Origin of the sequence: Paenibacillus sp. GCM10027627, assembly GCF_042675505.1 — a bacterium.
Lineage (GTDB): Bacteria > Bacillota > Bacilli > Paenibacillales > Paenibacillaceae > Pristimantibacillus.
The window spans coordinates 223,563-244,491 of record NZ_JBHTHB010000006.1 but is presented as its reverse complement, the minus strand read 5'-3'; the positions used below and the strand labels follow the sequence as shown (position 1 = coordinate 244,491).

Below are 20,929 nucleotides of genomic sequence, written 5' to 3'. Positions count from 1 at the left end.
TTACTCGTTTGAAAATTTATTTCAAAATATTTTTATCATAATGATTAATATACTGCAATTTTTATTGTTGGAAATAATCCTCCCATGCTATACTTGCATCACAAACGACTAACGCGGCAAAGGATGAGTGACATGGACAAAACGTTGAAAATCGCGATTATCGGAGCGGGCAGCACGTACACGCCTGAGTTGATGGAAGGCATTATCAAACGCAAAGACGCACTCCCGCTCAGCGAGCTGGCGCTAATGGATATAGACGAGAGGAAGCTGGATATCGTCGGCGGCCTATGCGAGCGAATGATCGAAGCGGCAGGCATGAGCACCAAAGTCGTTAAAACCGATCAGCTTGACAAAGCTTTAGCCGGAGCTGATTTTGTACTGGGCCAAATAAGGGTCGGCAAGCTTCCCGCACGGGTGCTCGATGAGCAAATCCCGCTCAAGTACGGTCTGATCGGGCAAGAAACTTGCGGAATCGGCGGCTTTTTCAAAGCGATGCGCACTATTCCCGTCATGCTGGACATCGCGAAGCGAATGGAAAAGCTTTGTCCCGATGCGTGGCTCATCAACTTCTCCAACCCTGCCGGAATAATTACGGAAGCGATTTTGAATCATACCCATGTGAAAATGCTCGGCCTGTGCAACGTTCCCTACAACATGTCCAAAAGCATTAAAGAGTCGATGGAGCTTCCAGACGCCGAGCTTACTTATGTCGGGCTCAACCATCTAAGCTGGATTACTGCTATCGAACAGGATGGGAAAGACCACTTGAAGACGGCGCTCGATAGGGGCTTGAACAGCGAAACGATGAAAAACATCCCGTCCAGCGGCTTCAGCAAAGAGCTCGTCCAGCTTGTCGGAGCGATCCCATCCTCTTATTTGGAATATTACTATTTTAAACATAAAAAGTTGAGCATTTTAAAAGAATCGGAGCTGTCACGCGGCGAAAAATGTATGCAAATCGAAGAAGAGCTGCTGGGCATCTACTCCGATGCGGAGCTGCATACGAAACCGGAGCTGCTCGCCTCGCGCGGCGGAGCCAACTACTCCGAGGTCGCCATCAGCCTCGTCGACGCCATCTATAACGACAAGCAGGAGAAGCACGTCATCAATCTGCTTAACCATGGCGCTCTGCCGTTTATGGAGGATAGCGACGCCGTTGAGGTAACGGCCATCATCGGGAAGAACGGCGCTGTTCCGGTTTCCGTCCCCGGCTTCGACAACCGCCATATCATCGACTATATGCGAATGGTAAAAGCGTACGAGCGCGAGACGGTGGCCGCAGCGGTCGACGGAAGCGAAGCGGCAGCTATGCGCGCTCTAATGATGAATCCTCTTGTCGGAGATTATCATACGGCGTATGCTTGCTTCCAAGAGATGAAAGAAGCGCACAAAAGCTATCTTCCCCAATTCAAATAAGGAGCTTAAACGGCTATGAGAGGTCAATATGTTATCGGAGTCGACGGCGGCAACAGCAAAACGGACTATTTTCTGTTTGATTTAAACGGAGAAAAGAAGGACCATATTCGCTCCGGCACTTGCAGCCACGAGCAATTTAAGGACGGGTATGAGGGCGCCTACCGCGAAATGAACGAAAACATTACGCTTATTTTATCGCGAAACGGGCTTGGCACGGAGCATATAGCGGCGGCGGCTTTCGGACTGGCGGGGGCGGATATTCCTTCGCAAAAGAAACGGTTGAACGAAGTGGTGGAGAGAATCGGCTTTACTCACTATGCGCTCGACAACGATTCCTTCCTCGGCATTAAGGCCGGGAGCAGTAAGGGCTGCGGAATCTGTTCCATCAACGGTTCCGGCGTCGTAACGGGGGGCATCTCTCCGAGCGGAAGAAGACTGCAAGTCGGCGGGGTCGGCAGCGAGCTGTCCGGCGACGAGGGCGGCGGCTACTATTTGGCGAGGCGCGTCATCCGGGCGATTTACGACAGCTTCTACCGTCTGGCGCCTGAGACCAACATGACGGATTCCGTCATGGGGCTGATTGGCGTTCAGAACAAAGAATCGTTTATGGAGCATGCCCTGGAAAGCATTCTTGCCCGCACTCTTCCCTATACCGAAATCGTAACGATTTTGCTTGAGGCTGCCGAAGAAGGCGATGCCGTCGCTTGGTCTATCGTCGACCATACCGCCAGACAGTTGGCTTATTCGACCGTAGGCTGTTTAAGTCATCTCGACTTTGACGATGAGCCGGTCGACATTGTGATGGCGGGGTCCGTTTGGGTAAAAGCGAAGTCTCCTGTCATGCGCGAACGATTCAAAGCGCTTGTCACGGAACTGACCGGACGAGAGTGCCGCTTCATTCTTCTTCAAGAGCCTCCAGCGGCAGGCGCCGTTCTATGGGCGCTGGAGCTGGCGCATAGCGGTATCGCAGGTTCCGGCCTTCGCCGCAAAGTCATTGAAGCAGTTCGTTAACGAAAAGCCCTTTCGTATCCACTATGGAGACGGGAGGGCTTTCATTTTTTTAAAAAGCAGCCCCGACTTCAAGTAATGTCTGTCTCAGGTTGTCTCTGCCCATACTTTTATTTACAATAGCCTATTATGCAGCATTGCAGAAGGAGGCTCTGTCATGGCCGATTCACGTATAGGCGATTTTAAAAAAGTGATCGAAAACTTGCCCGGCACGCCTTGGAAAAGAGAGGATTTGCTCATTCCAGAGCTTTTATTGGAGAGAGAAAAGGATTTGGAGCTTTATTACGCTCCATACGACTATGTCAATCCGGCCGCCAAAGTGATGATCGTCGGCATTACGCCAGGCTTTACCCAAATGTCGCTATCGATTCAAACGGCCAAGCAAGACCTCGCCTCCGCTTCCCCCTTGTCTGACATCGACCGCAGAGCCAAAATCGAAGCCAGCTTCGCCGGCTCTATGCGAGTTCATCTGATTGCCATGCTGAATGAGCTGGGCCTGCCCTCTATGCTTGGCCTAAGGGACAGCAGTGACCTTTTTGGACCCTACCGCGAGCTCATTCATACGACTTCCGTCATCCGCTACCCTTTATTTCGCAAGGGAGACAACTATACGGGCCATCAGCCCAAAATGCTCTCATCCGCTCTCATTCGTAAATATGCGATGACCGGCTTTGCGAATGAGCTTGCCGCTGTAAGCGACGCCGTCGTTATCCCGCTTGGCAAATCTGTAGCGGAGGTGCTTGGGGCCATCGCGTTGGAAGACGAACGGTTTCAAGACGGCGCCCTCCAACAACGCTGCCTGTTCGGGTTTCCTCATCCCTCCGGGGCGAACGGCCATCGCAAAAAACAGTTCGAAGCGCTTAAAGAGGAGCATCGGTCCACTCTATCTAAAATCCTCTTGAATTAAGTCCGCATTGATGCCAATCGCCGCCCGGCTGCCTTCGCCTGCGGCAATGACGGCTTGCGCGGGCGCAATCATCGACGCATCTCCTGCGGCATAAACGCCAACAACGCTGGAGCGCCCAAGCCGATCCGTCGCAATGCCGCCTTGCTCATTCAATACGCAGCCCAGCTCATTGCCGAACGGTGAGGCTTGCCTCCACGAAGGCGACACGAACCCTCCTCTACGCACGACCTCTTCACCACCGGCGAAGCGCACGGCGCGAAGCTGCCCTTCTTCGCCGAGCATATCCGTAATTTTTTTCTTGGTGACGACGATCCCTTTTTTCCAAAGCAGCTTCAGCTCGCTCATCGTCAAAGGCTCGGCTCCGTTCGTGCAAAGCATCAAGTCTTGGCTCCATTGATAAGCTAGACGAGTCAGCGGGAAAGCACCTGCCCCGTCCGCAATAATAATTAAGGGCCTGTCATGCATTTCCCAGCCGTCGCAGTACGGGCAACTAAATAGGCTGGTGCCATAGAAGGCTCCAAGGTTCGGAACTCGGGGCAGCGTCTCCTTGAGCCCCCCGGCCAAAAGAAGCTTGCGAGCCTGCACCGAAAAGCCTCCGCTTGTCGCCAAACGGAAGCCTCCTTCTTCCGCAGTAATCTCTTCGACCTTATCCCGTTTCAGCACAACGGACGGATAACTTTTAATATCCTGCCATGCCAGCTTTCTAAACTGCTCTGGAGTAACCCCGTCTCTTGTAATAAAGCCGTGCGTATGTTTCGTCACTGCGTTTCTTGGCTTGCTGTCATCAAACACAATGACGCTTCTCCTCGCTCTTCCAAGCAATAATGCCGCATTTAGCCCCGCCGGGCCGCCCCCGACGATCGCGCAATCCACTTTCATTCCGCTTCCACCTTCCGGGACTGCCCCAGCATAATGAAATCCCACTAGTTACCCCTTTATATATATCGCCAAAAGAACTCCATCATGCTTGAAACTAAACAGCATTGCGGAATGGGGCTACCTGCCAGCCTCTCGATTTTAATTATGCCGTGCTTTAAAAAAACGACGACCGTTCCCCGGTCAACACCCGGATCGCGGTCGTCGCATCATTTTATTTTACAATTGGATTGGGTTGACTACCCCCGTTACAATCCCCTTAACGTATCCTTATAGTTGCCGCATTTACAGTTGACTGAGAGTACGGAATCGCTTATCCTTACTATTTCGATTAGCTCATTACACTGCTCACAATGAGTAAATTCTACCTTTTGTTTTACTTTGAACTCCCCCAAAGCCGATTCCAATTTCTCAATTTTTTGCAGGATTGCTTTATCCACTTTATCTAGCCTCCATTTCAGAAAGAACTTTTCTTAAATCCTTGCCTTCAATTCTGGCTCGCTCAACAGCATCACGCAGTAATTGATACCGCTCAACATTGTTTAGTCCCGGAAGATTTCTGCCGGTTAAGCTGGCTGCTACTTCATCATATAACGAACCTGCTTCGAACGCAGTACCATTTCTAGTGGTTATCATATGACCAGCTTCATGCGCAACTACCGCCCTAGGTGTCATAGATTCGAATACAGAACTACTCGTTCTAGCATTAGCCTTAAATGCATTTGGTCCAATGAATACTTTATCCAACATATCAGAATATGACGACATATGAGAGCTAATAAGAAAATCATCTGGATTAAGCCCTAATTCCTTAACATGCTTTTCGATTTGTGCTCTTTGAGCATCTGTTAATGTTTCTGTATTACGGACACCACGACTCCCAAGTTCACGTAAGCCAAGATCACTTGCCGCATCGGCTTTCCTTGCGCTACCAATACCATCTATCACGTCATCGGCACGCTTTACAACATCAACGACAGTGTCCGCCTTCCGTACCCAAGGAACGAATGTTCCAGCTGCTGCAAGCCATCTCTCACCCGTGGACAACTTTTCGCCTGTAATAACATCACTGCCCATAATAGCTTCAGCAGCCGATTTAATATTGCCCACGATTGGCACAAAATCCAATCCAAATGAGAAACCTTTGGCTAGCCATCCTGCACCTTTTTTCTTCTCCTCGTATGGGGTGCTTTTATCCGTATAATTTGGACCACATGTGTTGGGATACTCCGCTAAGTAAGCCGTTTTCGGCGGATAACCACCCTTTTCCCTTAGCTTATCCAGTATCGCCTGCGGGGTAAGCATTGGATATCCGACCATAGTTATGCCTGCATTCTGGTTTTGTAAATTAGTAGGGTTTCCAATATAACTTGTGACACTTACGTAATCTATAGTGCTGCTTCCAAGCTCGGGAACGAGCTTAACAATTCCCGCTTCAGTATTGTTGTACCTCTCCATCGACTGATTTGCGAATGCCTGTACCGCTCTTATCTTTCTCTCCAATTCTGCCAATCGGCTACTCGTCCTGTTCATACGAGAACTAATTTGACGGCGTGACGAGATTGCATAATCGATATGGATATTGCCGAAGTCCCTCAAAACCGCAGTTGCCATAAAATCATAGTTTAAATAGAGCTTTTTATTATGTCATGCGCTCATATTACAGCTTCATAAAAAAAATCAGCGACCAGTACCGTTGAAATACCCGGTCGGATCGCTGCATCATTTAATCATCTAAATACTTAACATCCGCTTACAGCGGCCGCTCCAAAGTAAACCGCTCGCCCAGCTTCGCATAATCGTGGCCGGCCAAGCGGCTGACCGGACTTAGCAGCTCCGGATTGATTTTCCCTCTATCATACAGCGCTTCGTCAAGATGAAACCTCACTACTCTGCCAATCAGCAAGTCGCAGGAAGGCGCATCGTCCGTGCCGCCCAGCGGAATCGACCGCTCCAGCACACATTCCATTCGAATTCGCGCCTCAGCTATGCCCGGCACCGAGATGACATCGCTCGCCACAGCGGTTAGACCCGCAAGCTCCACTTCGCTAACTTCCGGCGGAACGGGAGCCGCCGTTGCATTGATTGCCTTAATATACGTTTCGTCGGCAATATGCACGACGAACTCTTCCCGGCTCTCCGCATGAGCCGCCGTATCCTTTTTTACACCGCTTTTGCGCTGAACGGATACGGACAGCAGAGGCGGATTGGCGGACACAATGTTGAAGAAGCTGAACGGAGCCGCATTAAGCACCCCTTCCTCCGACATCGTCGTCACAAGAGCAATGGGCCGTGGAATAACGCTTCCGATCAGAAGCTTATAGTTATCCTGCGTACTTTGGCTGGCCGGGTCGATGGCAATCATTCCGACTCTCCCCCAAACGTCCGGGCAAACCATTGTGCCGCAGCATCCGCTTCCGTCGAGGTCAACTGATGACCGAACCTCTCCCAATGAACTGCCACAGATGCTCCGGCGCCGGAAAGCAGTCCCTCCAAATCGTTTGTTTCGCCTGGCGTGCACATAGAGTCATTTTCGCCAGCCCCGATAAATACAGGCAGCCCCGTCATATCCGGCAGCTCTAGTCCGCGAATAGGAACCATAGGGTGATGCAAAACAGCGCCGCGAAGCGAATCCTTCTCGTGAAACAACAGGCTGGCCGCGATATTGGCCCCATTGGAATAACCTACAGCGACCACATTGCGGCGGTCAAAGCCGTATTCGGCCGAAGCGCTGTTCAAAAATTCGTTCAGCTCCCCCGTACGGAATACCAAATCTTCTAAATCGAATACGCCAGCCGCCAGTCGGCGGAAAAATCTCGGCATTCCGTTCTCCAGCACGTTGCCTCGAACGCTGAGGACGGAGGAGGACGGAGAGATTAAATTCGCGAGCGGGAGCAAATCCCGCTCCGTTCCCCCTGTGCCATGGAGCAGCAGCAGCACTGGCGCTTTATCGTCTGTACCCTTTTGAAAAATATGCTTCATCCTTACATCTCCTCCAATTCTCTTACGGTAAACGGGGTCAGCAAACGCTCAATTTCCTCGCGATGCTTCTCGTACCATTCCGGCAGCATGAGCTTCTCGCCCAAATGCTCCGGCTCTTCGTCGCGTGCAAATCCAGGTGGATCGGTCGCAATTTCAAACAAGATGCCGCCTTCCTCGCGGAAGTAGAGGGCATTAAAATATTGACGGTCCACAATCGGAGTCGGCTGATAACCGTTGCTGGCTACAAGACCTCTCCACAGTGCATGCTCCTCATCGTCTTTGGCTCTCCATGCAATATGATGCACAGTGCCTGCGCCGCCATGGCCGGGAGCCATTGCCGTAGCGTTCACTTCAATGACGTTGCCGATATCGCCAAACGACCGGTAGCGGACAAAACCAACATCCTCTCCCACTTTCGTGAGGCCCATTACATTTTCGAGCAGCTTTCCTGTCGATTCCGGCGCCGTACTAAACAATACCGCTCCGCCAAAGCCTTTAATCGCTTTATCTGTGGGAATTCCGCCAAAGCTCCACTCGCTAAGCGGCCCTTCCTCGCGAGCTACGATTTCCGCACGCAAGCCGTCCGGGTCGGCAAACTGCAAATACTGTTCGCCAAAACGCTCCGTTTCCTGCACTTCGACCCCTAATTTAGCCAGACGCTCCTGCCAGAACGAGTAAGCGCCAGCTGGAACAACATAAGTAGTAATGCCGACTTGACCTCCGCCGATTTTTCCTTTGCGCGAATCCTTCCACGGGAAAAAAGTGATGATCGTACCCGGACTTCCCGCTTGATCGCCGAAATAAAGATGGTACACTTCCGGAGCATCAAAGTTAATCGTTTTTTTCACAAGACGCAGCCCCAGAATGCCTGCGTAAAAATCTGAAGTTTGCTGCGGATCTCTTACAAATGCAGTAACGTGGTGAATGCCTGCCGTTTTCGTTGTCATGTTCATCTCTCCTCTATATTATCTTTAATTTAAGATATATGACCTGCAAAAGCAGTCCCGCTTACGATACTTCCTTCCCTGTTCACTATCTGTCTGAAGAGAAGAAGAAACTCTCTACTTAAAGGACTGCTGAGCGTATTTCCCGAGCTTTTTCAGCAGGTGGCTGGCCGCCCGCTTTTCTTCAGCCGTTAATCCTTCCGACGCTTGTTCAATAACGGTAGTATGCACCGGGAAAACGTCTTCTATAAACTTGCGGCCCGCTTCCGTCACTTCTGCGTAAATGAGACGGCGGTCTTCCGTGGAAGTTCGTCTGACGACCAGCCCCTTTTTCTCCAGCTTATCCACGACATAAGTAATGTTCCCGCTGCTCATCAGCACTTTGCCGCCAATTTGCTGCAGAGGCTGCGCTCCCTTATGGTAAAGCAGCTCCAATACGCCAAATTCCGTGCGGTTAAGTCCTTGCTTGCGGATGTCGCGGTCGGCATGTGCGTTGATCCATTGCGCAGCCCGGGACAAAGCGATATACAAATCCAATGCTTCATTGGAGGACTCTTCTTTTGTCATCGTCCCACATCCTTTTATTTTGAATTGCGTTATCTTAAATTTAAGATATCAGAATTTTTATGTCCTGTCAACAAGATGACCGCTACATTTTCCGAAAATTTTTCCGAAGTAGCAAATGCCCGCCTATTAAAAAACGCGTTCAGAGAACGTAAAACTCTCTGAACGCGCTGCCCCAAACTATCCGGTCAAAGTCGCTCCCCCGTCCGGCGACGAGTCCGGCTTCACTAAAGCGTGCTTCTCCCACGCCCGGCTTCGCCAGCGGAAGAAGAAGATGACCGCTCTCAGCCATTCGTCCGCCGCAATCGCAAGCCAAATGCCAATCAGCCCTAGCTCCAAATGGAACACAAACAAATAACCGAGCGACAAGCTCATGACCACCATGGAAAACATGCCGACCCAGAGCGGATACTTCGCATCGCCGGAAGCGCGCAACGCGTTGACCAGCACCAGATTGATCGTTCTGCCCGTCTCCAGCAGCAAGCTGAACAGCAGCACCTGCGCTCCAATTCTCAACACATCCGCATCATCCGTAAACATGCCGACCAATTGCTCGCGGAACAAAATGACGACAGCCACGACAACGAGCGTGCTGATGCTGGCCGACTGAACGCTTTTCCATACCCGTTTGTAGGCTTCTTCCGCTCTTCCCGCTCCAACGAAGCGGCCAACCAAAATGGAAGTACCGATCCCGACGGCAAGCGCGAACAAATAAATAAACATAGAAATGTTGGACGCGTATTGCTTTGCGGCGAGTGCCGCCTCTCCCAAATAGGTCGTGTAGAACAAAAAGACGATTTGGCAAAATTGATACATGACCTGCTCCAAAGCGGACGGAATGCCGATTTTTAATATTTGGCGAATATACTCTTTGGACAGATTTACATAGTAGCTTAACTTGATTCGAACCTCCATTACCCGGTACAGCAGCCAGAAAAAGACCACTACAGCAAGCAATCGACTCGCGATGGTCGAAATCGCTGCGCCTTCCACACCCATAGCCGGCATTCCGAAGTTGCCGAAAATAAGCGCATAGTTGCCGATAATATGCACCACGTTCATCCCAAGCGACACAAACATCGCTTCTTTCGTAAAGCCATGAACGCGAATAATAGCGGCAAGCGAGTTAATAATCGCCTGTAGGAAGATCGCACCTCCGACAATCGCCAAATAGCTTTGAGCGAACTCGTATACTTCCCCTTGAAGATTTAGCGTGCGCAGCAAGTAACTGTTGAATAGGACAAAACCTACGCTCAGCACGATACCGACGAGCAAATTGAGCGTGACGGCGAGCGCCGATATTTTGGCCGTCTCCAAAAATTTGCGCGAGCCGATATATTGGGCCACAACGATGGCGGCCCCGTTGCCGATCACCTCAAGCAGCAAAATCGCGATGTGCAAATATTGATTCGCCGCTCCTACGCCCGATACGGCATTGTCGGAAATGGCGCTCAGCATAAACGTATCCGCAATACCCATCATCATAAACAGCGATATTTCTAGAAAAATGGGCCATGTCAAATAAAACAGCTTTAAATCTTTGGCTTCTGTCTTGTCTCCCAACCCTATCACCTTCGTTTTTTGTCTATTGCCCCTAGTGTGAGCATGTTATCGTATCGTAGCACAAAACACATGTTCGCGCATTTGCAATAATTGGCGAAAATGCATGTGATTTTGCTCACCCGTTTCAAAATGAAACACCGCCCCAAAGCCGGGATCGGCTCTGAGACGGTGTCTCCATCCAAACCTTATTTCTGCGAAGCTGCCAGCTCCCAAATGAACGCAGTCGCTTTGGCCGCTTGTTCGCGCGTTACCGTATCTTTAGGCGCAAAGCTTAAACCGTTTGCTCCGCTTTTTCCAACCAGCACGCCCGCTTGCTGCATAAGCGCCGCCGCCTCTTTCGCATAGCCGCTAATAAGCGCCGCATCAACGAATGGCGCAGGAGCTTCGCCGCTTGGCAGCTCCAATTCTAACGCCTTCACGAAACGGGCAAGCATGACGGCCATCTGCTCTCTTGTCACTTTATTTTCCGGACGGAAATGGCCGCTGCCGTCTCCCTCCGCAATACCCAGCTTCGCAGCCCACTCTATCGCTTTTGCATAGTATTGACCGTCCATTACATCGGCAAAACGAGATCCTCCGGCTTCTTTGAGATCAGCTTTCGCGATGCGTGACAGCAGCAACGTAAAGTCGCCTCTGCTTAATTCCAGCTTCAACCCGAACTTTCCGTCGCCGATGCCGTTCATCACTCCCGCTTCCGCCAGAGCTTTAATTTCGTTCTCCGCGTAGCTGCCCGCTACATCCGAGAAAACAACCTCAGAATGGTCGGACCCGCTCTTAATTTCATAGACCGCTACTTTTCCGCCTACTTCAAATGCCGCTAGCAAAAGCGGATTTCCTGTCGGGCTGTCCGCAGCGGAAATAAATTCGAGGCCTTCTGGCGCCGTATCCGTATCGAGGTTCGGTTCGCCTTTTGCATCCTTAAACTGACGAGTATTCACATAGCTTGCAAAAGCCGGCTTCACCGGATTCGTCACATCGTACATCATAATGCCGCCAATGCGCTCCAAGCCTACAAAAGCGAATGTTTTGCCATCGATTACACCCGTTTTGACATCTTCCGGCTCCGGACCTTTTTTGGCGCTGCGGTCGTCCAGTTTAATTTTGCTGTTGCTTGTATTGAAATAGTCCGGCAATCTCTCCGCCGTTATTTTTTCAAAGTCGCTGCCGCTGTCATAGACCTGTTTCATCGACGACGCTTCATAAATGGAGAAGGAACGGCCCCCATACAAATAGATTCCGTCATTGCCCCGGTCCGATACCACTTCCACATCGTCAAAATCGGTTGTCCCTTGCAATAAAGCGTACGCTTTCGACGATGGATTCAGCTTGCCTTTCATATCCTTCACTTTGCTCGCATTGACCCGGTTCGGCCACTCCGTCGCATCGCCTTCGTTCGCCGTCAGCAAATACGTTTTGCCGTCCACCTCGTATGAAGCGATGCCATCCGGCATGTACGCGCCATAGAATGGCACATTCTCAAACTTGATTTTGCCGTCCTTGCGAAGATCGAGCGCATTGCGCGGGTCGCTGTAATCCTTGAGACCAAGCGACTTAACGGATAAAACTTGTCCTTTTTCAATATCGACTGTCGCCATCGCGTTGTTCTCTTGCAGCGCTACATACGCCGTTTTGCCGCCAGGCGCGATCGTAATATATTCCGGCTCCAAATCGTAAAGCGCATCCGCTTTAGTCCCTTTGCCCGTAATGATTCCGTCTTTATCCGACGCCCCGCGAATATGAACATCGTCGTCGATAACGGAAGGTTGGTCAAAATAAAGCTGCGACGACTTCCCGCTCGCCGTGTCTACAATCGTCACGCTGCCTTTTCCGTCTTCGCCCGGCACGCCTGTGCGCGGCTCCGCTTCATCCGCCGTCAGGACGTATCGTCCGTCCTCCGTTACCGTAATCATATCCGGTTGAATGCCGGCCGCATATTCCGCCACCAGCTTGCCCTCGTAATCCAGCGCCAAAATTTTGCCCGCTTTGTTTACGCCTTTTTCCTGCACCGCTAAGTAAACACGGTCGTTTTTTGTGCTGATGGCTACGCTTGTCAAATCGCCAAACACAAAACCGTTCGTTTCCGCGAGCTTCTGAACGAGCACCGTCGCTTCTTTTTTAAGCTCGCCCTTGCCCCCGTTCAGCCCTACAATATCAAGGCTTGGCGGGTTGCTTGAGCCGTTGACCAAATAAAACTTGCCGTTTTCTTTATTGTATTTAATAATTTCTGCAACTCCGCCATTCTCGTTATGCGTCCCGACGGAATAATAACCAATCTTATTAAGCTTATAAGAATCAGCGAAAGCGCCTTCGGCTATTCCACCCTCTGCCATAACAGCTCCTCCGCCAAGGATCGAACCTAGTGCTAATTGTGAAGCGATAACGGTGCTCCATGCTTTTTTCCCTATTTTCTTTTTCAAAACAAATCCTCTCCCTTGTCCGATTTCATAAACCAAGTGTAGAAACAAAATGTTTTCCGCATGTTAAGGGGATTATGAAGGTATTGTAAAACGGCGGCCGTTCCGCTATTCCCATCTTTTTGCAGAGGACGGCTTGACTGGCGCCTTGATTCCCGCTATGCTAAATGACAATCCAATCAATCATGACACAGCCATGATGGGAAAGAGTACTCGGGCAGGGCGAATGCCGTTAGCGAGCCGGCGACTGGTGAAAGGTCCGGCGCATACAGCCCCCGATGAATGGGTCCCATCGCTTCAAACCGAACCTCGGCCGTTGCGGCGCATAACGAGCAGTAGGCTTTGACGGCACTCCCCCGTTATCATGGGAGAAATGAGAGCGGCCGATTGGCCGAATTCGGGTGGTATCGCGGAGCAGCGCTTCGTCCCTTGCAAGCAATAGGGATGAGGCGTTTTTTTGTTGCCTCCAATTAGAAGCGCCCTAATTAAATAAAGAAAGAGGTCTATACGATGAGCAAACGAATTTTGTCAGGTATCAAGCCAAGCGGCGAGCTTAACATCGGCGGCTACGTTGGCGCGCTGCGCCAATTCGTCAAACTTCAAGAGGAGTTTGAAGGCTTTTTTTTCGTACCCGATTTGCACGCCATTACCGTACCGCAAGACCCTAAGGAGCTGAGAGAACGCTCGCGCCAAATCGCCGCCCTCTATATCGCGGCAGGAGTCGATCCCAAAAAGAACACGATTTTTGTGCAATCGCAAGTATCCGCTCACGCGGAAATGGGCTGGATTATGGAAACGCAGGCGCACTTCGGCGAGATGAGTCGCATGACGCAGTTTAAGGAAAAATCCGACGGCAAAGATGCCGTAAGCTCGGCCTTGTTTACGTATCCCGCATTGATGGCGGCCGATATTTTGCTTTACCAAGCTACGCATGTGCCTGTTGGCGAAGATCAAAAGCAGCATTTGGAGCTGACCCGCGACTTGGGCAATCGCTTCAACAGCCGTTTTGGCAAAACATTTACCATCCCAGAGCCCGTTATTCAAGAAGTGGGAGCGCGCGTCATGGGACTTGACGATCCTTCCAGCAAAATGAGCAAAAGCAACCCGAACAAAAGCAGCTACGTGCTGTTGATGGATACTCCGGCCGATATTCGCAAAAAGTTTTCCCGCGCTGTTACGGATTCCGATATGAGCGTCCGTTACGATTGGGAGGCAAAACCTGCGGTCAGCAATCTGATTGAAATCTACTCCGTTTTTGCAGACGAATCGATCGCTGACGTCGAAAGACGTTATGAGGGTCAAGGCTACGGTACGTTTAAGAAAGAACTCGCTGAGGTCGTTATCGCGAAGTTGGTACCTCTGCAGGAGCGGTATGAGGAATTGATAAATTCCGAAGAACTGGACCGCATTCTGAAAGAAGGAGCTTTGAAAGCAGCCGAGACCGCTAACAAGACGTTAAATGCGGCTAAAAGTGCAATGGGTTTGTTGACTTACTGAAGCTTGAATCGTAGAGGCGGGGATCATCCATAAATCGTATTGCGGATTGCGGCTGATTCCCTGTTTTTTTTGAGGCAAAACCTATTTAGGGTACAAAATACTGCCTTTCTTTTTGTCAAAACGGAATAATCTCCCCTTTCCATCCTCGTAATAGAAGTACTCCTCGTCATGACTGTTATATTGTGCTCCTGTCACATTATACGACATGATGTCGTCGACTTCCTCTTTTGAAAATGCAAATGACTGCGGTTCGGCTATCATCTTGTCGATTAACCAATCGCCGTCCTTTAGCAGCAGCTCCACTGTCACTCCATGGGAACTGACCTGTGGGTGAAGTACCCCGCCGTATGTTTTAAAAGCAATGACGGCTCCGCTTTCGCTCTCCTTGACGACTTTCAAGCTCGGCTCGTACATATTAATTGCAAACAGCAAATCTCGCGGCTCCAGCAGCCAGCCCGGATCGTTTTCTATGACCGTTTGCCAGCTCGCTATATTATTTTTTGTGTTATAGGCCAGCAATGCCGGCTTTATATCCTCAAATGTTGGCATGTAGGCAGGGTCGGGACTGTCCTCCACTTTTTCATATACGGCCGCTATTAAAGCCATTAACGTATTGGACTCTAGCTGATGCAAAATTTGCGCGTATTGGTTTTCAAATTTCGCTTCTTTCAGCCAGCTAGGCATTTCCTGACTCACAGCCTGCGGAGATGGTTCGGTCGTCGACAAGTGCGGTGACGGAGCGGCAGTCGCTGACATTGAGCCCGGTTTAGCCGTTGAATAAGCGGTCAAGCTCCCAGACTCAGCCGAGCCGCTTATCGTTGCAGCCTCACTTCCAGCTTGCTCCGTTGCCTTGCCTGCTCCGACTTGGCATCCAGACAATAAAGCTACAACGACTATGATCGCTGCCGCCGTCGATGTTTTGAACAGCAGCAGCTTTTTGGACTTTTTGGATTCCGGCATATTCGTCTCTACCAACCCCTTTTCCAAGTAGACGCGTCATGGAATTAAATGGTTGCGTTCGGGAGCCGTAGTTTTTTACCGTCTATGAGGATGGCATGATGCCGTATCGGTTGCTTAAGCTTTGCCGCTTCTCCACCATTTTCGGGTAGGGTATGCTCCTGCCCCAATAGCCATGCTCTGGCCGATTAACGGCATCGCGAGCCGAACGCCTCTGCGCTCGGCTTCTTTCGACACCCGTTCGGCTGGATCGTCCCAATCATGCAGCGCAAGCGTAAAGCTGCCCCAATGAATCGGCATCAACACATCGCCTCGCACATCCTCATGCGCCAGTACCGTCTCCTCCGGGAGCATATGAATAGCGGCCCATTTCTCGTCGTATTGTCCGCATTCCATCATCGTCAAATCAAACGGGCCGTACCTTTCGCCAATTTGTTTAAAGTGAGGGCCGTAGCCGCTGTCCCCGCTAAAAAACACTTTGGCTTCCCGCCCGTGGATGACCCATGAGCACCATAATGTGCTGTCTCTCGATGAAGTGCCTCTGCCCGAAAAATGTCTAGCGGGAGTGCAAGCCAGCTTGATTTCTCCGAGCTTCATTTCTCCCCACCAGTCCAGCTCCGTAATGCGCTCCTTCTCTACGCCCCATCTGATAAGATGATTTCCGACGCCTAGCGGAGCAATAAACCGGCCGACTTTAGGTTTCAGCGCTCTAATGGTGCCGTAGTCCAAATGGTCGTAATGGTCGTGAGAAATAAGCACATAATCAATCGTAGGCAATGCTTCCAATTCCATTGGCAGCTTCCGCCCGAACCGCTTGCCGCCTACAAACGGAAACGGCGACGGCGCTATGCCGAACATGGGGTCGATCAACAGCGTAAGCCCCTCCATTTGCAGCATGGCCGCCGAATGTCCGAACCAAATCAGCCTTGGATTAGACGGCGCTTGAAAGGAATCGGCATGAAGCGTTGCCGACGGCAGCGGGGCGGACGGCTTGCGGCTCGGACTTCCTTTTATAAACTCCCATGCGACCGGGAACATATCCTTTAGGTTTGTTGTCATCCGAGTCGGGACGGGATATTGAAATCGGGTTCCCGTATAATGAGGCAGCTTCAAAAACTCCTTGCGCTGGCTGACCGGCACCCTCCCGCCGAAAGACGGGACGAGCTTTTGAACAAGAAAAAAGACAAGGGCAAGCAGAACGATAGCTAAAATGACTGTGACCGCAACAACCATAATTTCTCCTCCGTCTATTGGGATGTCTCCAAAAAATGTTATTCTTGATTATTATTATCTCAATTTGATCGTAGAGGAGCAAATCGGCATGAATTCATCCGTTGTAATAGGCATCGATGGGGGCGGTACGCATACGCGAGTCATGGTTTGCGATTTGAAAGGCCAGGAGCTTGCCCGCTTAGATAGCAAAGAAGCCGCCTCTTTATATAAAGACCGAAACGCTGTGCAAAATGTAAGGCGAGCCATTGTAAATGCCTTGCAAATCGCAGGACGCGGAGTGGAGGACGTTCGTCATTTGGCCGCCGGAATTGCGGGGTACGATACCCCCGAAGACTTAAGCTGGGTAGCGGAGCTGACGAGTATTCCCGGACTTTCTTGTCCTCAAACTTTAGTGAACGATGCCATAGCCGCTCATGCGGGAGCATTACTCGGTAAGCCCGGCATTATCGCTATTTCCGGGACAGGCTCAATTATCGTCGGGGTGACAGAGTCGGGAAGGCAAATTCGCAACTACGATTTCCATCATTACGCTCTAAGCGCCGCCAGATCTATTGCCTATGAAGCGGTTTACGAGCTGCTCGCCGGGCATGGAGACGAATCGGATCGCGAGCTTGCTCAGTCGGCGCTCTCCCACTTTGATGCGGAGAGCGTATTGGATCTCGCCGAACAGGCCCGCCGCGGCTTCGGCGAGAACAAGCAGGATCGCGACCGGCATTTCGGCCGGTTTGCGCCAGCCGTTACGATCGCTGCGGAACGGGGCAGTTCGATCGCTAAGCTCGTCTGCAGCCGGGCGGTGGACGGGCTTGCAACAGGTATTGAAATCATCGCCTCCGCATTTGAAAGCGAGGAAGTGGATGTTGCTTTTATCGGGAGCGTCCTCTCCGGCCGGTATGTTTCTAGGGAACTTGCCGCGCGGTTAGCCGATGGCAAAAACAAACGTTACCGCGTACTGCCGCCGGGACTTGACCCCGTTGCAGGAGCGGTTCTGCTGGCCCTGAAAGGGGCAGGGGCTTCCGTGTCGGAGCTTACGCTCGTCACCCGCTGCAGCTGAAGCTTTTTTCCGGCATGCATTCGCCAGAAGGTAACACCAAAAACCACTAAATCGATCAATGGGCACCTTCCGAGACATTTAGTTGTGCCAAAAACCACTAAATCGATCAATAGGCACCTTGTGGGACATTAGTTGTGCCAAAAACCACTAAATCGATCAATGGGCACCTTCCGAGGCATTTAGTTGCGTCAAAAACTACTAAATCGATCAATGGGCACCTTCCGAGACATTTAGTTGTGCCAAAAACCACTAAATCGATCAATGGGCACCTTTCGAGACATTTAGTTACGCCAAAAACCACTAAATCGATCAATGGGCACCTTCCGAGACATTTAGTTGTGCCAAAAACCACTAAATCGCTCAATAGGCACCTTTTAGGGCATTTAGTTGCGCCAAAAACCACTAAATCGCTCAATGGGCACCTTCCGAGAAATTTAGTTGTGCCAAAAACCACTAAATCGATCAATGGGCACCTTCCGAGGCATTTAGTTGTGCTAAAAACCACTAAATCGATCAATGTGCACCTTTTGGGACATTTAGTTGTGCCAAAAACCACTAAATCGATCAATGTGCACCTTCCGAGGCATTTAGTTGTGCCAAAAACCACTAAATCGATCAATAAGCACCTTTCGAGGCATTTAGTTGCTCCAAAAACCACTAAATCGCTCAATAGGCACCTTTCAGGGCATTTAGTTGTGCCAAAAACCACTAAATCGATCAATAGGCACCTTGTGGGACATTAGTTGTGCCAAAAAACACTAAATCGATCAATGAGCACCTTCCGAGGCATCCAGTTGCCCTACGGACGAACAGCAAAAAACCAGCCGCTGCTCAACAAGCAGTGGCTGGTTTTTCTGTTCATCCACTATAAGAAAATAGCTCCCAAAATAGCGACCACGACAATTCCCGTTAAGCCTTGCACAAGCGTAGCCATCGTCTGCGCCCGGTAGGCCGTTTTTAAATTCATGCCTGAAAATTGCGAGACGACCCAGAAGTAAGAATCGTTGACATGGCTAACTGCCATCGCCCCTGAACCAATCGCCATTACGGTCAAAATTTGGCCGATCGGCACCGTACCCATCGTCTCCATTAATCCGAGCGAAGGCATAAGCGGCATCATAATCGTAGATGTAATAATAAGCGCGGCGGTCGAGCTGCCCTGAGCCGTCTTTAGCACAGCCGCAATTACAAACGCCAGCACAAGCGCTCCCACGCCGACCAAAGCCGTGTTCCCTTCCACAAGCGACTTCACGTAATCCGCAATAGGGGTAGCTTTAATGACGGCGCCAAGAGCACCGCCCGCCCCAGTTATCATTATAATTACGGCTGCATCCAACAGACCTTCGCCCATCAGCTTTGTTAAATGCTCTTCGTCTCGTTTAGGCAGCAGTGTAAAAATAGCGAGCAATACGCCGACAAACAGCGCGTTGACAGGAGCGCCAAGGAAAGTGAATAGCGTATAGGCAAAACCGCTCATCAACATTTCTTTATTTCCTTCGGCGTCTACTCCTATAGGGAAGCTTGCAATCGATCCCAGGGCAAGCAGCAGCAGCGGCACAAATATCGGCCCGAACGCAGCCCAAGCGGATGGCAGCTTTCCGAATTTCTTTTTGTATTCTTCAAACGTTTCCGTCGCTTCATCCAGTGTAGAAGGAAGCTTGCTGGCCGCTACGCGAGCCCAAATATGTCCCGCAAGAGCGACGGGAATCGAGACGATCATTCCGATTACGATGACCCAGAACAAACCGGAAGGACCAATTCCCACATTGGTGGCAGCCGCGATAGGTCCCGGTGTTGGAGGGACTAGCGTATGCGTCGCATATAGGCCCGTGGACAAAGCGACCGACAAAGTGACGACGCTGACGCCTGAACGTTTGGCCAACGATTTTTTGAGCGACGACAAGATGACATAGCCGGAATCGCAAAAGACGGGAATCGATACAATCCATCCGATAATAGACATCGCAATGGCGGGATGACGATCGCCGAGCAGCCGGAGAACCACTTCCGCCATTTTGATCGCAGCGCCGGTCTTCTCCAGCACTTTTCCGATAATGGTACCAAAAATGATCACAAGTCCTATGCTTGTTATAATACCGCCAAAGCCCGACGCAATCGTTGCCCCTATATCTTTGATAATGGGTATTTCTTGACCGGACAGCTCGCCGACCAAATTCGTCCCAAGCGCCAAAATATAGGTTGCCGATACAATGGACAAAAACGGGTGGAGCTTCCACTTCGCCGTCGCGTATACAATAAACAGAATACAAGCAAGCAATAATGCTAAAATGACAGGGCCTAACCCAATAACTTCTTGGCTCATTTCCGTTCCCATACAGATCCCCCTATAGGTTCATGATGCGTATCACTTGTTCGGCCGATTGTTCAAGCAGCTCTCCCGTCCGCTCCATCGCTTCTTCCAGCGCCATAGGGCGGTTGACGATACTGAATACGCCTGTCACCCCATGCTCGTAAAGCTGTTCAATGCCTTCCCCTATCGAGCCCGCCAGCAGAATAACGGGGACCCCGTAGTCTTTTGCCGTTTTGGCCACGCCAAACGGAGTTTTGCCCCGGATGGTCTGAGCATCGACGCGACCTTCGCCGCTAATAACCAAATCCGCGCTGCGGATCGCTTCCGCAAGCCCCGCAAACCGAGCAACGATTGAAACTCCCGACTCCAGCTTTCCTTGCAAAAAGGCCAATATGCCGCCAGCCAAGCCCCCCGCCGCCCCCGTGCCGGGAACGTCATGAATCGCCACGCCCAGCGTTCTTTCAATGACATTTGCAAAATGGGTCAAGCCTTGATCCAGTTGCTCCACCATTTCAGGAGTGGCCCCTTTCTGAGGGCCAAAGACGGCAGAAGCTCCCTTCTCCCCGACAAAGGGATTGTCCACATCACATGCGATCATAAATTCGCTTTCCAAAATGCGAGCATCCAGGCGATCGATCCGGATCGTTTCAAGCTCATGCAGCTGTCCTCCGCCAAAACCGATTTCGCCGCCAGCCCGATTCAAAAGCTGGACTCCTAACGCCTGAAGCATACCCGCTCCGCCATCGTTGGTTGCGCTTCCGCCCAAAGCGAGAATAAACTGCCTGCACCCTTGGTCCAGCGCCGCTCGAATAAGCTCGCCAAAACCATAAGTCGTCGTATGAAGCGGATTGCGCTCATCGCTCTCGATTAAATAAAGTCCGGATGACATCGCCATTTCGATAATGCAGGTTGTGCCGTTTCCCAAAATGCCGAAGCCCGATTCCGTCTTTTTCCCCAAAGGGCCAAGTACCGAATGACGAACAAATTTGCCCCCTGTCGCGCTAATAAGGCAATCCATCGTTCCTTCCCCGCCGTCTGCCATAGGAATGACTTTCGTTTCGATTTCAGGAAACGCCCGCTTAATGCCTCTTTCAATTGCTCTTCCCGCTTCCTGCGCGGTCAAGCTCCCTTTAAAAGAATCCGGCGCAATGACAATGTTCATCGTTTTATCCTCCTAAAGGCAACAACCTTTCGTTTCTTCAACCG

17 protein-coding genes are annotated in these 20,929 nt (G+C 50.9%); 5 read left to right on the top strand and 12 right to left on the bottom strand.

Going from position 1 to position 20,929, the window contains the following annotated elements; translation table 11 throughout:
• The first annotated feature begins 132 nt into the window (after window positions 1-132).
• The 3 genes from ACFQZE_RS20605 to ACFQZE_RS20595 all read left to right on the top strand — a co-directional run bounded on the left by ACFQZE_RS20605 (window position 133) and on the right by ACFQZE_RS20595 (window position 3,331).
• Window positions 133-1,416 carry a 6-phospho-beta-glucosidase gene (locus ACFQZE_RS20605; protein WP_379360566.1) on the top strand — a complete coding sequence of 428 codons (1,284 nt, stop codon included), beginning with the start codon at window positions 133-135 and terminating at the stop codon, window positions 1,414-1,416.
• Between the two features lie 15 nt (window positions 1,417-1,431).
• A complete protein-coding gene (locus ACFQZE_RS20600) occupies window positions 1,432-2,427 on the top strand; it encodes an N-acetylglucosamine kinase (RefSeq protein ID WP_379360564.1) in 996 nt (331 codons plus the stop codon).
• 154 nt (window positions 2,428-2,581) lie between these two features.
• The gene (locus ACFQZE_RS20595) at window positions 2,582-3,331 is read left to right on the top strand and encodes a uracil-DNA glycosylase family protein (RefSeq protein WP_379360562.1); all 750 of its coding nucleotides are present in this window, start codon (window positions 2,582-2,584) and stop codon (window positions 3,329-3,331) included.
• Here ACFQZE_RS20595 and ACFQZE_RS20590 read toward each other — a convergent pair.
• The 8 genes from ACFQZE_RS20590 to ACFQZE_RS20555 form a co-directional block, all read right to left on the bottom strand.
• Window positions 3,308-4,210: an NAD(P)/FAD-dependent oxidoreductase gene (locus ACFQZE_RS20590; RefSeq protein ID WP_379360560.1), complete on the bottom strand. Its 903-nt coding sequence runs from the start codon at window positions 4,208-4,210 to the stop codon at window positions 3,308-3,310. The two genes, ACFQZE_RS20595 and ACFQZE_RS20590, sit on opposite strands and share 24 nt — an antisense overlap.
• A 438-nt stretch (window positions 4,211-4,648) precedes the next feature.
• On the bottom strand, window positions 4,649-5,719 hold the full coding sequence (locus ACFQZE_RS20585; RefSeq protein WP_379360558.1) for a pre-toxin TG domain-containing protein: 1,071 nt from the start codon (window positions 5,717-5,719) through the stop codon (window positions 4,649-4,651).
• A gap of 241 nt (window positions 5,720-5,960) precedes the next feature.
• Entirely contained in the window at window positions 5,961-6,572 is a 612-nt protein-coding gene (locus ACFQZE_RS20580; protein WP_379360556.1) for a flavin reductase family protein, read from the bottom strand.
• On the bottom strand, window positions 6,569-7,189 hold the full coding sequence (locus ACFQZE_RS20575; RefSeq protein ID WP_379360554.1) for an alpha/beta hydrolase: 621 nt from the start codon (window positions 7,187-7,189) through the stop codon (window positions 6,569-6,571). Before ACFQZE_RS20575 ends, ACFQZE_RS20580 begins: the two co-directional genes overlap by 4 nt.
• Window positions 7,190-7,191: 2 nt before the next feature.
• Complete coding sequence (locus tag ACFQZE_RS20570; RefSeq protein WP_379360552.1) at window positions 7,192-8,136, bottom strand: ring-cleaving dioxygenase; 945 nt, start codon at window positions 8,134-8,136, stop codon at window positions 7,192-7,194.
• Window positions 8,137-8,250: 114 nt separating this feature from the next.
• Complete coding sequence (locus ACFQZE_RS20565; RefSeq protein WP_379360550.1) at window positions 8,251-8,700, bottom strand: MarR family winged helix-turn-helix transcriptional regulator; 450 nt, start codon at window positions 8,698-8,700, stop codon at window positions 8,251-8,253.
• Between the two features lie 177 nt (window positions 8,701-8,877).
• Window positions 8,878-10,260: an MATE family efflux transporter gene (locus ACFQZE_RS20560; RefSeq protein ID WP_379360548.1), complete on the bottom strand. Its 1,383-nt coding sequence runs from the start codon at window positions 10,258-10,260 to the stop codon at window positions 8,878-8,880.
• A gap of 185 nt (window positions 10,261-10,445) precedes the next feature.
• Window positions 10,446-12,677: a choice-of-anchor I family protein gene (locus ACFQZE_RS20555; RefSeq protein WP_379360546.1), complete on the bottom strand. Its 2,232-nt coding sequence runs from the start codon at window positions 12,675-12,677 to the stop codon at window positions 10,446-10,448.
• Window positions 12,678-13,184: 507 nt separating this feature from the next.
• Here ACFQZE_RS20555 and trpS point away from each other — a divergent pair.
• Window positions 13,185-14,171 (top strand): tryptophan--tRNA ligase, encoded by a 987-nt coding sequence (gene trpS / locus ACFQZE_RS20550; protein WP_379360544.1) that lies wholly within the window; start codon window positions 13,185-13,187, stop codon window positions 14,169-14,171.
• Window positions 14,172-14,252: 81 nt separating this feature from the next.
• On the opposite strand, the gene ACFQZE_RS20545 is transcribed toward trpS, so the two are convergent.
• Window positions 14,253-15,158: a hypothetical protein gene (locus ACFQZE_RS20545; RefSeq protein ID WP_379360542.1), complete on the bottom strand. Its 906-nt coding sequence runs from the start codon at window positions 15,156-15,158 to the stop codon at window positions 14,253-14,255.
• Between the two features lie 87 nt (window positions 15,159-15,245).
• Window positions 15,246-16,361: an MBL fold metallo-hydrolase gene (locus ACFQZE_RS20540; RefSeq protein ID WP_379360540.1), complete on the bottom strand. Its 1,116-nt coding sequence runs from the start codon at window positions 16,359-16,361 to the stop codon at window positions 15,246-15,248.
• A gap of 88 nt (window positions 16,362-16,449) precedes the next feature.
• Here ACFQZE_RS20540 and ACFQZE_RS20535 point away from each other — a divergent pair, with 88 nt between their 5' ends.
• Entirely contained in the window at window positions 16,450-17,412 is a 963-nt protein-coding gene (locus tag ACFQZE_RS20535; protein ID WP_379360538.1) for an N-acetylglucosamine kinase, read from the top strand.
• A gap of 865 nt (window positions 17,413-18,277) precedes the next feature.
• Here the strand turns inward: ACFQZE_RS20535 and ACFQZE_RS20530 are convergent.
• Both ACFQZE_RS20530 and ACFQZE_RS20525 read right to left on the bottom strand, forming a co-directional pair.
• Window positions 18,278-19,747: a GntP family permease gene (locus tag ACFQZE_RS20530; protein WP_379360536.1), complete on the bottom strand. Its 1,470-nt coding sequence runs from the start codon at window positions 19,745-19,747 to the stop codon at window positions 18,278-18,280.
• Window positions 19,748-19,757: 10 nt separating this feature from the next.
• Entirely contained in the window at window positions 19,758-20,885 is a 1,128-nt protein-coding gene (locus ACFQZE_RS20525; protein ID WP_379360534.1) for a glycerate kinase, read from the bottom strand.
• Between the last annotated feature and the right edge of the window lie 44 nt (window positions 20,886-20,929).

Excerpts from the sequence above, each read along its gene's own strand:
- ACFQZE_RS20525 (WP_379360534.1), bottom strand. The coding sequence starts at position 20,885 with ATGAACATTGTCATTGCGCCGGATTCTTTTAAAGGGAGCTTGACCGCG.
- ACFQZE_RS20570 (WP_379360552.1), bottom strand. The coding sequence starts at position 8,136 with ATGACAACGAAAACGGCAGGCATTCACCACGTTACTGCATTTGTAAGA.
- ACFQZE_RS20600 (WP_379360564.1), top strand. The coding sequence starts at position 1,432 with ATGAGAGGTCAATATGTTATCGGAGTCGACGGCGGCAACAGCAAAACG.
- ACFQZE_RS20575 (WP_379360554.1), bottom strand. The coding sequence starts at position 7,189 with ATGAAGCATATTTTTCAAAAGGGTACAGACGATAAAGCGCCAGTGCTG.
- ACFQZE_RS20595 (WP_379360562.1), top strand. The coding sequence starts at position 2,582 with ATGGCCGATTCACGTATAGGCGATTTTAAAAAAGTGATCGAAAACTTG.
- trpS (WP_379360544.1), top strand. The coding sequence starts at position 13,185 with ATGAGCAAACGAATTTTGTCAGGTATCAAGCCAAGCGGCGAGCTTAAC.
- ACFQZE_RS20530 (WP_379360536.1), bottom strand. The coding sequence starts at position 19,747 with ATGGGAACGGAAATGAGCCAAGAAGTTATTGGGTTAGGCCCTGTCATT.
- ACFQZE_RS20590 (WP_379360560.1), bottom strand. The coding sequence starts at position 4,210 with ATGAAAGTGGATTGCGCGATCGTCGGGGGCGGCCCGGCGGGGCTAAAT.
- ACFQZE_RS20580 (WP_379360556.1), bottom strand. The coding sequence starts at position 6,572 with ATGATTGCCATCGACCCGGCCAGCCAAAGTACGCAGGATAACTATAAG.
- ACFQZE_RS20535 (WP_379360538.1), top strand. The coding sequence starts at position 16,450 with ATGAATTCATCCGTTGTAATAGGCATCGATGGGGGCGGTACGCATACG.
- ACFQZE_RS20540 (WP_379360540.1), bottom strand. The coding sequence starts at position 16,361 with ATGGTTGTTGCGGTCACAGTCATTTTAGCTATCGTTCTGCTTGCCCTT.
- ACFQZE_RS20605 (WP_379360566.1), top strand. The coding sequence starts at position 133 with ATGGACAAAACGTTGAAAATCGCGATTATCGGAGCGGGCAGCACGTAC.
- ACFQZE_RS20565 (WP_379360550.1), bottom strand. The coding sequence starts at position 8,700 with ATGACAAAAGAAGAGTCCTCCAATGAAGCATTGGATTTGTATATCGCT.